We start from the raw sequence: 12,518 nt of genomic DNA, 5'->3' as shown, positions 1-12,518 counted from the left end.
GCGTCAATTCGTCGAAGGCGATGCTGTTGAAGATGCCGGCATTGCTTATGACCGCGTCCAACCGCCCGAACTGATCGACCGCCGTCTGCACGATCGCCGCGCCGCCCTCAGGACTGTCCACCGAATCGTATGAGGCCACCGCAACGCCGCCGTTCGATTCAATTTCGGCGACTACTTCGTCGGCAACTTTGGGGTCCGCTCCCTCTCCGCGCATAGTGCCACCGAGGTCGTTTACGACGACCGACGCGCCGCGACTCGCCAGGTCCAGAGCGTAGAGTCGCCCCAGTCCTCGGCCGGCGCCGGTAACGACGGCGACTTGATCTTTGAAATCAACCACTTTGGTGATCCCTCTCGTGAAGGTCGGCTCAGCCGGAACACTCGATTGCGTATCGTCAGCGCTTCGCCGGCTCCGGTGAGCGACTCAGGCCGAATTCCAAACTAGGCCGGAACAATTATTTGGTCAAGCTGGTGAAGGCTCAGCGATCGGCCCCTTCGTGACCGGATCGGACCAATGCGTTACTGGGCCACAAGAAACCGGGCGACTGGAGCTTTCGGACCGCCCGCAGCGCCGCTGACGGGATCACGCGTTTGAAGAAGACGCCGGCGTCGAAAGTGGCGCGGACTTCGTTGACATAGGAAGCCGGGATACCGAACCGGATCAGGCCCTGGCTGACGTCGACGAGGTCGGCCCTCCGGAAAGCCTCCACCAAAGCTGCGTGAGGCCGGGTCGGGCCGTATCGGGAAAGCCGGTGATGTTCGGCAACGATGAGCGCCAGCTCGTCCGACCAATTCTCCCGGCCGGTCGCTTGCAGCCAGGCGTCCTGCGCCGCGATCGAGGGCACCAGGTAGTCGACGGTGTCGAACGCGGCCAGGTCATGGAACGCCGCGGCGATGGCGAGCTTTTCGTCGCGGTCGGGTCTATGCGGGGTGAGCGCGCGGGCGAAGTTGGCGACGCGGTACACGTGCGCTTTGTAGCCGTCGTAGCCGGCTTGGTCGCCGTGGGCACACTGGCGGTGAGACTCGAGGATCTCGTCGGCCAGGGGCAGGCTGCGCAGGATCTCCGGCGTGGTCATGGCACGAGCGTATGTCCCACGGTGAGGCACACTGTCCGGTGTGCACGATGCGCGACCGCAACCCACCTATGGCTGGGCCGTTTTTATCCTGCTGGCCATCGCCGGTCTTATCTACGTGAAGTGGTTTCCCTACTACCACAAAGCCCTCACGGCCGAAGCGACGCACTCGATCGGCAAGTCAATCCTGATGGGCCGCAAGGCAAGTCCACCGGCACCATCATTTGCCGCCGCGCTCGACTACGCCTGGGCCTACGGCAAGGCGATCTGGCAGGCGATGGTGCTGGGCCTGCTGCTCGGCTCCGCGGTGCAGGCCCTGGTGCCCGTGCAGTGGGTGGCACGCGCGCTGGGCCGGCACGGCTTCGGCAGCGTCGCGGCAGGCGGCTTGCTCGGGATGCCGAGCATGATGTGCACCTGCTGCGCGGCACCCGTCGTGGTGGGTCTGCGCGCGCGCAACGCCTCGACCGGTGGCGCCATCGCGTTCTGGCTCGGCAACTCGGTCCTCAATCCCGCGACCCTTGTCTTCATGGGTTTCGTGCTGGGCTGGGACTGGACTGCCCTGCGGCTGGCGCTGGGCGTGCTGATGGTGTTCGGCCTTGGCTGGGCACTGAATCGGCTCGTCACGCCTGATGAGGCACGTGCCGCCGACGACCATCTTGAGCTGCTTGCACAGCAGCAGGCCGAGGCGGGCAACGTGTTCGTGCGTTGGCTGCGCATCTTCGCGCGCATGGCAGTGCGGCTCTTGCCGGAATACATCGTGCTCGTGCTGCTGCTCGGCGCGACGCGGGCCTGGCTATTTCCACACATCGGCCCCAACGTGACCAGCAGCATCGGCTGGATCGTGGCGTTCGCGATCGTGGGCATGCTGTTCGTGATCCCGACCGCGGGCGAAGTGCCGATCATTCAGGCCATGCTGGCGCTTGGCATGGGCGTAGGCCCGGCCGGGGCTTTGCTGATGACGCTGCCGCCGGTGAGCGTGCCCTCGTTCGCAATGCTGGTGGGCTCTTTCCGGTGGCGCGTACTCGCGCTCGTCGCCATCGTGGTTGTGGTGTTCGGCGTGATCGGTGGGCTGACGGCCGCTGCGCTGAAGATTTAGGGTGATGCCCGACCTCGGCCAGGAAGGTTGCGCATGACTCTCACACAGTGACGGCTTGTTCCAGGTCCGTCAGCGCCGCTTCCAGATCGCCGAGCAGACGCTGAAGGTGTGGCACACTGCGCCGGCATCCGACAAGCCCGAAATCCAGGCGGTCCGCGCCGCTTGCCACGGTGATGTTGAGCGCCTGTCCGTCTAAAGCGATCGACAGCGGATAATTGCCGTCGAGCCGGGCCCCGTTGCAGTAGAGCTGCTCCCGCGGGCCAGGGACGTTGGAGATCGTGATGTTGTACGGCGGCGGGGCCGCCGTGCGGAAACCAGGAAGACCACTGACCACCGGCAGCGCGAGTACGAGCATCCCCAATGCCATCGCTTGCGCCCTGGGCATTTGCGCCAACACTTCCTTGTTTTTCGACATTGACGTGCGAATGGTCTCCAGGCGTTCGGCAGGGTCATCGAGGTGGGTTGCCAGGTTGCACAGCACGGTTGACACCGCGTTTCCGCCGCCGGGATCGTTCTCGGCGCGCACGTTCACCGGAACCATCGCGATCAGCGGTGTATCGGGCAGGGCGTTGAGATCGATGAGGTAGGTACGCAGCGCACCGGCGCACATGGCCAGAACAACGTCGTTGACAGTCGCTCCGACCGCGTCTTTGACCTTCCCGATGCGTTCCAGCGACCAGGACTGCGCCGCGCACCGCCGCGCTCCGCCGATCGGAACGTTCAGCATGGAGCGCGGCGACCGGTACGGCAGGGTCAACTGTTGCTCGCGCAGACCAGCACGAATCGACGACAGCGTTGACCTGCTAAACCCGCCGCGGGATCGCCTTACCCGGCTCAGCCTTGACCGCCCCTTCGGGGGCGCCTCTTCACCCTGGCGCGGGCGCGGCGGCACCGCCCACGGCACCCGGATCTCGGTTTCGCCGGGGTCGGTACTCAGTGACCGCTGCATCAGCTTCAGTGCGGACACGCCGTCGACCAACGCATGGTGGACCTTCGTGTAGACGGCAAAGCGCCCGTCGCGCGGGCTCTCGATCACATGCGCTTCCCACAGCGGCCGGTGGCGGTCTAGCAGGGTGCCGTGCAGCCGGGAGGTCAGTTCCAGCAACTCCCGAATCCGTCCAGGCGTAGGCAGGGCGGAGCGGCGTACGTGATGTTCGATGTCGATGTCGTCGTCGAATTCCCATGCGATGTTGGTGAATCCGCCGACGAGCCTCCTGGCCGGACGCTTGCGGAAAGCCGGCTGGATGTCCTCGCACGCCAGCATCGCTGCATAGATGTCCGGAATGAAGTCCGGTCCGGCACCGTCCGGCGGCGTGAACAACTGCAAACCGCCGACATGCATCGGGTGCTCGCGAGTTTCGCCGATCAGGAACATCGAATCCATGGGCGACATGAGTTTCATCGATCTTTCCCTTCTTCGTTTCGGCATCGGCCGAGCGCCCCTGCCGAAATCCCTTGCGGGAGAGGATCCTCGAGATTCGGAAAGCCGGCCACGGCTACCCCTCTGTCGCCCGCAGCCTGGTACCCCGATCCGCGGTATCCACAGTTCCTACGCTACTGGAACGGAACAGCTTGGACGGAGCACACAGCACCCGACCCGCGGAGCACCAGGTGACGCGCGGCTGGGATGAAGCGCGATCGCAGGTCAAGCCCAGCTGCGACGGCTGATGCCCGGCGATGCCGATCGGCTCACCGGCATGACTCCACTGCACTGGTATTTGGCAGCCGTTGGTTTCCTGACGATGGTTGTCGGTCTCGTGTTTCAGCCGCTGTCCCGATGTCGGCTCGTGATTCTGCTGGTATGTCGGTGCGGTGTGGCACTGCGGTCAAGCGCGACGAAAATGCTTGGGCGGATTACGACTCGAAGCGGCAGACCCGTGCACTCGAGGCCACTCTAGACCCGGTTACGGGACCAGCAGACCGCGTCACCGGTGGTTGCTTCGCCCCTAGTCCGCCGTTGGCCGTCATGGGTGTTGCGGTGCTGGTGGGCGCTGTTCTCGTCCAGCACAAGTCGCCCCAGCGACCAGAGCCCGCGCCAGGCCGGCGGAGAAGAGCAGGAGGGAGCAATGAGTGAGCCCGATCCAAGGAGCACGACGGCCCCGAGGCGGCGGAGATCTGTCAGACCTTCCGTCGTAACCTGCGGTGGGCGCTCATCGAGAACGCCCCGGTGATGAACGATGTGTGGAGGTTGGCGGCCACTCCCGGCATTGCTCGTCTGCGCCTGTTCGATGCCCGGCTGGCACTGACGTTGCGCCACCACGGTGTCGGCGAGTTCGCCACTCGAAATATCAACGACTTCAACGACTTCGGCATCTCTCGTGGGTGGGATCCGATCACGTCGGACCGCTGACCCGACTATCGGTCTGGCTAGTCTGCAAAGGCACGCCCTGGAGGCTGCCCGTCACACCAGCTTCGACGCAGGTCCGGATCGCGGCGGTGTTGCGCGAGTCGGTACGGCGCCGCACACCGTCAGCGCGGCCTCAATGGTGGCGTTCACGAGCGCGTCGTCGATCGGCCCGATGGGCGGTAGCGCTGCGCGAAGCAGCAGCGGCCCGGTCAGCAGGTCGGAGATCACACCTGGCTGCGTTTGTGATGGGATCTCGCCGCGGTCGGCGGCTCGGGCGAGCATTGCGGCCACCGAGCGGCGACGGGGTTCCATAAAGCGTCCGTAGAACACCTCGCCGAGCTCGTGGTCGTCTCGGGCGTCACTCAGCACGCCGGCCAACCCGGCCTGGACCATAGGGTCGACGAAGAAGTTGCGCTGAAGTTCCTGTATTAGCCGCAGATTCTCGCGCAGATTACCGCTGTCGACGGCGGGATCGATCCCGAAACGACTCACCAGCAGCGCGACGACAAGCTCGCCGCGCGTCTTTGCCCGGCGGTAGATCGCAGCGCGGGTGGTGCCCGCGAGCTTGGCGACGCGATCGATGTTCACCGCTGAGTAGCCATGCGAAAGTAACACCGCCTCAGTCGCATTCGCGATCGCGGTGTCCAAGGCGGTGTTGCGTGGACGACCTCGAAGACCTGACATGTGATCACCAGCACGATAGCGTTGACACATTAACGATGCACACTGTACCGTAAATGGAATGCAGACAATATGGATACTCGGCGCTACCGGCAAGGGCGGTCGTGCAATCGCTTCTGAACTGATCGGCCACGGCGCCGACGTGGTGCTCGTCGGACGTGACCACGACCGGTTGGCCACCGTCGCCGCATCCCTGGGAGGACAGAACCGCACGATCGTGTCGCCCGGGCCGGCCGAGTTGGTTGCGCTTATCGCAGCCGAAAAGCCAACGGTCGTGGTGAACACCATCGGCCCGTTCGGCGAGACGACCGCGCCGCTGGCCCGAGCGTGTCTGGCCGCCGGGAGTCACTACGTGGATCTGGCCAACGAGCTGCCGCCGGTGCAGGCGCTGTTGGACATGGCTGCCGAGGCACGAAGCGCGGGTGTCACGCTGGTCACCGGAGCGGGCTTCGGCGTGCTCGCCACTGAGGCACTCGTCATCGAGTTGGTCGGCGGCCGACCCCCGGCGACCCGCGCGACCGTCGCCGCAATGCCCACCGTGGACGGCCTGGGCTCGGCCGTGCTGTCGAGTGTGATCGATGCCGTCGCATTTGGTGGGCGGCGCTACCGGGACGGACAGCTGCTGCGGACCCGGCTCGGCGCCGAGCACGCGCGAATTCCCTTGCCGGACTTGCCCGCAATCGAGGCCCTTTCGGTTCCCACCGGCGAGCTGGAAGCGGCCCGTCGCGCATCGGGGGCTGACGACGTGGTGGCGTTCTCCAGCGAGGTGCCCAGCGGGCGAACGGTACGCGCGGTCCTACCGGTGCTGTCGGCTCTGCTGGCAGCGCGACCGATCCGGGCCGGGGTGCAGCGCCTGGTCAACCGTGCCCGGTTGACTCCACCGGCGAAGTCCGGCGACATCTCCTGGGCGTATGCCCGACTCGAGTGGCCCGACGGTACACATCGTGAGGCGTGGCTCCGGACCGGGGAGGGCTACGGCTTCACCGCCAAGGTCGCCGCCCACACCGCCATCCGGTTGAGCGACGGTCAGGGTCTCCCGGGAGCATTCACCCCGGGCGCACTATTCGGCGCCGACTTGGCGCGCGATGCGGGTGCACACATCATCACGCCGGACACGGTGACCTCGTGACGGACCGCACCGTCGGCTTCCGTGAGGTGCGGATCCCGGCCACCGGAGACGACCAGCTTGACGCCTGGGTGTACATGCCCGACCGGCCAGGTCCTGTTCCCGTCGTGGTCATGGCGCACGGCATCGGCGGCATCAAGGCCGGCGGCTTGGCACCGTTCGCGCAAAGATTCGCCAGCAGCGGATTCGCAGCGGTCGCGTTCGACTACCGACACTGGGGCGACTCCACCGGCGAGCCACGACAATTCCTCTCGATCCGTCGCCAGCTCCAGGACTACCGCAGTGCGCTGACGTGGGCACGCAACCAAGAGGAATTCGACGCTGCACGAATGTTTGTGTGGGGCACCTCATTTGCCGGCATGCACATTGTCGAGCTGGCCGCCAGCGAACCCGGCCTTGCCGGCGCGATTGCGCAATGCCCGCTGGTGGACGGTCTCGCCGGGCTAACCAACATCCCGGTGGCACGCGGGCTGCGCCTGACCGCACACGCGCTGGCCGACCTGGCCGGGTCTGTGCTCGGCCGACGCCCGCGGTATCTACCGATCAGCGTCACCCCGGGGCAGCTCGGGGTGATCGCAACCGACGATGCGATGGTCGGCATGGCCCGCCTCGACCCCGGCGATGGGTCCTGGACCAACGAGATCACCGCCCGGTCGCTGCTTGACGTGACAGTGCACCGACCGGTGAGACGGGCCCGGAATGCGCGGTGCCCGCTGCTCATGGTCGTGGCCGAGCGCGACACCATGGCGCCCACCGGACCGGCGCTGACCGTGGCCGCGCGCGCACCCCTCGGTGAGCTATACCGCAGCCGCGGCGGACACTACGACGTCTACGCCGGCGGACTCGACCACGAGAACGTATTGCAAGTCGAAACATCATTCTTGCAACGACATTCCGAGATGCCCCGATCCGCCACCAGGGCCTGACCGACACGCAAATCGACAATGCAGCCCAGCTCTATTTGGAGCCAGTTGCGACAGCTCTGACCTGCTGTTTCGGTAGAGCTGACGGGACTCGAATGACATGGACCCAGACGGTTTCGAGTAAAGACGATTAGGTGTCGGGTCTGTGGAGCTAAGGGTGGAGCTAAGGGGATTCGAACCCCGCCTTGACTAGGCAAAATGCTGGCTTACCTGCGGTTTCGCCGCATCTCGTTCCGATTCGCTCCCGCTCGTTTCCTGCGGTTTCGTTTTCGCGTCTTGACGGCGTCAACAGCCGGTCGGGGTGGCGTGGGCTGCGCCCGTTTGTCTTCGTGCTCAATAACTCTGGCGATCTCAGCGAACGCCTACTGTGCAAAACCCGACATCGTCCGTAACGACCTCGCATCCTGGAAAGCCTGGCACCAGTGTGTCAGCGAAGTCTCAAGTGCCAGGTGTCGGTGATGCCGATTAGGTTGGAGTCATGAGCGCCATCCAGTCCCAGTTTTCGGTTCTGAAGCAAACCGCCGATCGGGCCGTCGCGGATGCCATCGCACGGCTGATCGAGGACGGTGAAGATCATGAGCTCAATCGAATCAACGCGCTGGACTTTTCCAAGCGCACCGGCTTCGACGAAGAGAAGGTGATTTCCGGCTTCCTGCATGCCTCGCGGCTTGGCCTGTTCGATCTCACCTGGAACGTGCTTTGTCCCGGTTGCAGCGGCGTGCTGGACGCGCATGACACGCTGAAATCGCTGCGAAATGACGACTACCACTGCGGATTATGCGCCTGCGGCTACGAGCCTTCGGTCGACGAGCAGGTCGAGGTGGCCTTTACGGTCAGTCCCAAGGTCAGGCGAATCGCCGCCCACGATCCCAACACGCTGCCGCTATGGGAGTACTACAAGCAGGTGTTCTGGAGTTCGGGCATCGATCTCGACAAGGATTCCTTTGCCTCGCTGACCGAGGAAGTGACGCTGGATGCGCTGGAGCTGCCCGCCGGCGAAAAGGCAGTGCTGTCGATGCAGCTTGCGCCGCAATTCATCATCGTTTTCGAGCCCGTGACGCATTCCGCGCATTTCATCGACGTCCAAGGCGAGCCGACCAAGGAACCTCAGGAGCTCGGGCTGATCTTCAATAAAACGCATCCGCCGACTCGGTCGATCACCTTGCGTCCGGGTCCGTTGCGGCTCGCGCTCGACAATGAGTCCAGCCTGCGGACGCTGCCCACCGTCTTTGTCGGGGCCGACGCGCTCCACCATCTGCTGGGCAAGCGCAGGCCGTTCCTCACCGCCAAGCGGATGCTGTCGAACCAGACGTTCCGCGATGTGTTCAAGGCCGATAATCTCAACATCGATCAGCGCCTCAAAATCACCTCGTTGACCTTTCTGTTCACCGACCTCAAGGGGTCGACCGCGCTTTACGAGCGGGTGGGCGACCTCACGGCGTTTGACTTGGTGCGCGCGCATTTTCATGCGCTTCTGGAAATCATCGCGGCCGAAAAGGGCGCTGTGGTCAAGACCATCGGGGACGCTGTGATGGCTACCTTTGTCCAGCCGGACCACGCGCTCGTCGCCGGCTTGCGCATGCGGGCCGCGATGGACAAGCTCAATGCCGACCGCGGCAAGTCCGACCTGATCGTAAAAGTCGGCATCCATGAGGGGCCGTGTCTCGCGGTGATGCTGAACGAGCGGCAGGACTATTTCGGCCAGACCGTCAATATCGCGGCGCGGGTGCAGGGCCTGTCGACCTCGCAGGAGATCCACATCACCGGTCCCGTGATTGACGCGCCCGGCGTCGCCGACATCCTGGAGAAGGAGGCGATCCGGCCGATTCAGAAGTTGGCTGCGCTGCGCGGCATCGCCGACAAGATCGTGGTGTACGAGATTCCATAACCGTCAGGGGTGCAACCGGTGTTCGGCCAACCAAGCTGGACCCTACGTCCACCAACCTGATCAACACCCGGCACCGATCGATCCGCATTTCACTGGCGTCGGGCGTTGCCGGTACTGGTTTACCACGATCAAGCCGGGGCCCGATCCGTGCTGGGAAGGCGACTTGGAACATCAACGCCATCTGGCGCGATCCGATTGAATGTTGGCATTCGTGACACTTCCGGTCGAGGCCACCACCACAACACCGCCAGAAGTGTTGCGGCCGTATGAAGAATTCCGCGGCATTCCTCTTCGAACCGGACCCACTCACCGGGTCGCATTCGCCACCGGCGACGGCGGCAACGCCGTCTGTAGCCGGCGACGATATCGAGATTCAGTCGCTTCTACCACTGCGCACAGCTGGACAACTTCCTGGCCACCGATATTTTTCTCGGCGCGGGAAACGACGTCCTTCGGCGCACCCCGCCCGGCGCTTGGCAGGACCTGCCGAACCATGAACTCGGCTCCGAGAGTTTCGGCGGGATTGCCCCAGATTTGGCTGACGTCAACGATTCTCAAGCGCGACAACCGGAATCTCGCGGGTCGTGAGTCGCTCGTACTCGCGGTAGTTGGGTTGCTCCCAGTAGCGAGCGCGCTCTTCGCCCTCCGTAAACCGGGCGCGAACCGGCTGCGGCCTTCGCTTGACGTAGGCGAGGGGGCCTTTGATTCTCCGCTAGGACCTATTGTCGTCCCGATTGCTGTTGACGGACTTGCTGCATCATTACCCGAAATCCACGAGGTCGAGGTCGAACGCCCAATCGTCGTGGTGAGGCTTCCCCGTTCGGGCACAACGCATCTTGTGAACCTCATGGCGGCAGACCATCGGCGCCGTGCATTGCCCTAGCTTGAATGATCCGGTTGCGCAGTATTAGCCTGTTGAGGTTCGTGCTACCGGTGTCGGCGTCGATCGCCCCCGCATATGCCGTCAGCCGAGGACGGAAATCGCCGGGCCCGAATTCCTACAGTCCGGTATGCGTAATCGCCTCAGCCACCAGCAGTTCTGGGTCGAGATCGATCGACTGTCCCTCCAACTGCCCGAGGACCTGTCGTTGCAGCGGCTCCAGACGCGGCGCTATGAGGTCGTCGATGAAAAGGGCGGTGTCCGCCATGGCGTTGCAACCTTCCGGCTAACACAATTTGAATACGCATGGTTGTCATATTCGTGGCGGGTCCTATAACCGCAGGGTTGTGCAGGTCCCGTGGCGGTTCCGTGTCGACCGCAGTTGTGTGTGTGGCGGCCGCCAGATTGCGCGAGTCACCAGGAACTCCTCCACCACGATGTCGATCGGGGGGTTCACGTGCGCCGCAGCAGCCAGCGCCTGGGTTTTGAACGTTGCGGCTGCCTGGCTGATTCGATGCGTGACCGCGACCATCTGGGGTTTGGGACCGATCGAGTCGGCGTCACCCCACAGCACGACCTCGGTTGACCCGCTCGCGATGGCCGCATCGACACGAGCGCAGACGCGGGGATCGCCGCGGTAGAGCTGTACAGAGGTGGCGATGGCTGCCGGCCGTGGACGTTCGGGCAGGTCGAGGGCTGGCTGCAAATCGGCGCAGTCGGCACCGATGATCTGCAACGGTCGAAGATCGGCCCGGTCGCCGAGCAGTACAGCGGTGTCCCAGCCGAGGCAGCGGCGGTCGAACAGCAAGCCGCCCAAGTTGCGCACGACATCAGCGGCAGTATGCGCCATCGCCTCGATGCGGTAGCGCGACGGTGCGTCGTGATCTAACGAATGTCCTTGTCGCACTGAGGGTTCCTATCCGGTAGGCGCGCTGCTCAGAGTGTGGCGGCGGTGCTTTGACATCCCAGCTCGGCCGAGGTCTCGACCCCACCGATTCGGCTTCTTCGAGCAGCAACCCTCCCAGTGGGTTGAGACGCGGAACACATAGCCTCCCACCTACCGGGAGGCCCATCCATTGCTGCGGCACGCAGCTGCTGCAGCACCCAAGCGGTGCCGGCGACATCGCCGGTCACCGAGCAGAGAACCTTGACATCTGTGATCGAGATGACTCCCGCTATACGGACACCGATACCAATGTGCCGACCTGTCGCGCTGATGATGAAGACACCGGAACGCGTGATGAGGGAAGGCATCGAGTTGGACGCACCCGAGGAAAATGACGTGGTCACCTACGAAGTGATCAATGGGATCGCTGTGGTCACCATGAACCGTCCGCGATACCGCAACGCGCAGAACTCGGCGATGACCTATGCCCTCGATGCAGCGTTTACCCGCGCAGTCGAGGATGACGACGTCAAGGCAATTGTCTTGGCCGGTGCCGGCGACCACTTCAGCGCCGGCCACGACATTGGAACCCCCGCGCGTGACCATGACGTGAGCTACGACAATCGCGCCGTGCTGTGGTGGGACCACGTCGACAAACCGGGCGGCGATCAGCGATTCGCCCGGGAGATGGAGGTGTACCTGGGGATGTGTCGGCGGTGGCGCGACATCCCCAAGCCCACCATCGCTATGGTCCACGGCGCGTGTGTGGCCGGTGGTCTGATGCTGGCCTGGGTCTGTGACCTCATCGTGGCCGCCGACGACGCTTTCTTCAGCGATCCCGTTGTGCGGATGGGTATTCCGGGCGTCGAATATTTCGCTCATCCCTGGGTGCTGGGCCCGCGATTCGCCAAAGAGATCCTCTACACCGGCGAACGCTTTAGCGCCCAACGCGCCTACGAGATCGGAATGGTCAACCGGGTAGTCCCGCGCTCGGAACTCGAGCGCGAAACCCGCAGTCTGGCAGCGCGTATCGCAACGATGCCGCGGTTCGGCCTGGCGCTAACCAAACGGGCAGTCAACCAGTGTGAGGACCACATGGGACTACGCAACGGCATGGACGCCGTTTTTGGTCTTCATCACTTCGCGCACGCACACAACGCGGAGATCGGCGCGGGCTCCCTGGGCGGCATGGACGCCAAGACCATGGCGTCCACAGACCGTGACGAGCGGCCGGACTTTGATGCTCAGCACCCAGTTGCGTGGGAGGCTAGGACGGGGCTGATTTAACGACCCTGGTTTCGGCGCGTCTGGGCGGTTTGGTGCGGGTGGGCCTGGAGAATCGGGTGTGTGGCTTTGGGGCGTGAGGATAGGCAGGCGCGGTTCGATGACGCGATGCTTCTGGTCGGTAATCAGCTGCCCGAGGACAGTATCTATCGGCTGCTGGCTGAGCACGGTGGTGCGTTGTTTGGTGATGAGTACTTCGCCGATTTGTTCAAGCGCTCGACACGGGGACGCCCGACGGTGCCCGCTCGGGTGGTGGCTACGGTGATGTTGTTGCAGGCCTACGAAGGGCTCTCGGATCGAGAGGCTTGTGACCGGTTGGCGTTTGACCTGCGCTGGA

The 12,518-nt window shown here is 64.2% G+C and carries 14 protein-coding genes and 3 pseudogenes; 10 read left to right on the top strand and 7 right to left on the bottom strand.

The features are described from left to right. On the bottom strand, positions 1 to 337 hold a 337-nt coding region (locus VML93_RS38270; RefSeq protein ID WP_325619051.1), incomplete at its 3' end, for an SDR family NAD(P)-dependent oxidoreductase. Between the two features lie 139 nt (positions 338 to 476). Further along, positions 477 to 1,073 (bottom strand): HD domain-containing protein, encoded by a 597-nt coding sequence (locus tag VML93_RS38265; RefSeq protein ID WP_325619048.1) that lies wholly within the window; start codon positions 1,071 to 1,073, stop codon positions 477 to 479. Positions 1,074 to 1,113: 40 nt separating this feature from the next. On the opposite strand from VML93_RS38265, the gene VML93_RS38260 reads away from it, so the two are divergent. Then, positions 1,114 to 2,166: a permease gene (locus VML93_RS38260; RefSeq protein WP_325619046.1), complete on the top strand. Its 1,053-nt coding sequence runs from the start codon at positions 1,114 to 1,116 to the stop codon at positions 2,164 to 2,166. A gap of 40 nt (positions 2,167 to 2,206) precedes the next feature. Here VML93_RS38260 and VML93_RS38255 read toward each other — a convergent pair whose 3' ends face one another. Then, positions 2,207 to 3,568, bottom strand: a complete 1,362-nt coding sequence (locus VML93_RS38255) for a wax ester/triacylglycerol synthase family O-acyltransferase (RefSeq protein WP_325619044.1) — start codon at positions 3,566 to 3,568, stop codon at positions 2,207 to 2,209. On the opposite strand from VML93_RS38255, the gene VML93_RS38815 reads away from it, so the two are divergent. Both VML93_RS38815 and VML93_RS38250 read left to right on the top strand, forming a co-directional pair. Further along, on the top strand, positions 3,503 to 3,781 hold the full coding sequence (locus VML93_RS38815) for a DUF2510 domain-containing protein (RefSeq protein ID WP_414686559.1): 279 nt from the start codon (positions 3,503 to 3,505) through the stop codon (positions 3,779 to 3,781). The genes VML93_RS38255 and VML93_RS38815 overlap by 66 nt on opposite strands. A 477-nt stretch (positions 3,782 to 4,258) precedes the next feature. Beyond that, positions 4,259 to 4,516: pseudogene (locus VML93_RS38250) on the top strand (VapC toxin family PIN domain ribonuclease); the annotation flags it as partial. Positions 4,517 to 4,567: 51 nt separating this feature from the next. Here the strand turns inward: VML93_RS38250 and VML93_RS38245 are convergent. Further along, a complete protein-coding gene (locus VML93_RS38245) occupies positions 4,568 to 5,161 on the bottom strand; it encodes a TetR/AcrR family transcriptional regulator (RefSeq protein WP_325619057.1) in 594 nt (197 codons plus the stop codon). Between the two features lie 94 nt (positions 5,162 to 5,255). Between VML93_RS38245 and VML93_RS38240 the strand changes: the two genes are divergently transcribed. The 4 genes and pseudogenes from VML93_RS38240 to VML93_RS38225 all read left to right on the top strand — a co-directional run. Continuing rightward, complete coding sequence (locus tag VML93_RS38240) at positions 5,256 to 6,323, top strand: saccharopine dehydrogenase NADP-binding domain-containing protein (protein ID WP_325619042.1); 1,068 nt, start codon at positions 5,256 to 5,258, stop codon at positions 6,321 to 6,323. Next, a complete protein-coding gene (locus tag VML93_RS38235; RefSeq protein WP_325619040.1) occupies positions 6,320 to 7,246 on the top strand; it encodes an alpha/beta hydrolase in 927 nt (308 codons plus the stop codon). Before VML93_RS38240 ends, VML93_RS38235 begins: the two co-directional genes overlap by 4 nt. A gap of 475 nt (positions 7,247 to 7,721) precedes the next feature. Continuing rightward, positions 7,722 to 9,131 carry an adenylate/guanylate cyclase domain-containing protein gene (locus VML93_RS38230; protein ID WP_325619038.1) on the top strand — a complete coding sequence of 470 codons (1,410 nt, stop codon included), beginning with the start codon at positions 7,722 to 7,724 and terminating at the stop codon, positions 9,129 to 9,131. Between the two features lie 25 nt (positions 9,132 to 9,156). Beyond that, a pseudogene (locus VML93_RS38225) lies at positions 9,157 to 9,279 on the top strand (protocatechuate 3,4-dioxygenase subunit beta); the annotation flags it as partial. 396 nt (positions 9,280 to 9,675) lie between these two features. Here VML93_RS38225 and VML93_RS38220 read toward each other — a convergent pair. Beyond that, on the bottom strand, positions 9,676 to 9,837 hold the full coding sequence (locus tag VML93_RS38220; RefSeq protein ID WP_325619055.1) for a nitroreductase/quinone reductase family protein: 162 nt from the start codon (positions 9,835 to 9,837) through the stop codon (positions 9,676 to 9,678). Between the two features lie 13 nt (positions 9,838 to 9,850). On the opposite strand from VML93_RS38220, the pseudogene VML93_RS38215 reads away from it, so the two are divergent. After that, positions 9,851 to 10,011: pseudogene (locus VML93_RS38215) on the top strand (sulfotransferase); the annotation flags it as partial. Between the two features lie 118 nt (positions 10,012 to 10,129). Here VML93_RS38215 and VML93_RS38210 read toward each other — a convergent pair. Both VML93_RS38210 and VML93_RS38205 read right to left on the bottom strand, forming a co-directional pair. After that, a complete protein-coding gene (locus tag VML93_RS38210) occupies positions 10,130 to 10,279 on the bottom strand; it encodes a hypothetical protein (RefSeq protein ID WP_325619036.1) in 150 nt (49 codons plus the stop codon). Between the two features lie 63 nt (positions 10,280 to 10,342). Continuing rightward, on the bottom strand, positions 10,343 to 10,918 hold the full coding sequence (locus VML93_RS38205) for a hypothetical protein (RefSeq protein WP_325619034.1): 576 nt from the start codon (positions 10,916 to 10,918) through the stop codon (positions 10,343 to 10,345). A 333-nt stretch (positions 10,919 to 11,251) separates the two neighbouring features. Between VML93_RS38205 and VML93_RS38200 the strand changes: the two genes are divergently transcribed. Next, entirely contained in the window at positions 11,252 to 12,184 is a 933-nt protein-coding gene (locus tag VML93_RS38200) for an enoyl-CoA hydratase (protein WP_414686560.1), read from the top strand. Positions 12,185 to 12,244: 60 nt separating this feature from the next. Next, positions 12,245 to 12,518, top strand: a 274-nt coding sequence (locus VML93_RS38195; RefSeq protein WP_325619032.1) for a transposase, incomplete at its 3' end; no start/stop codon positions are given.

Origin of the sequence: Mycobacterium sp. (assembly GCF_035499775.1) — a bacterium.
GTDB lineage: Bacteria > Actinomycetota > Actinomycetes > Mycobacteriales > Mycobacteriaceae > Mycobacterium.
This window is presented reverse-complemented; position numbering and strand designations above follow the sequence as displayed.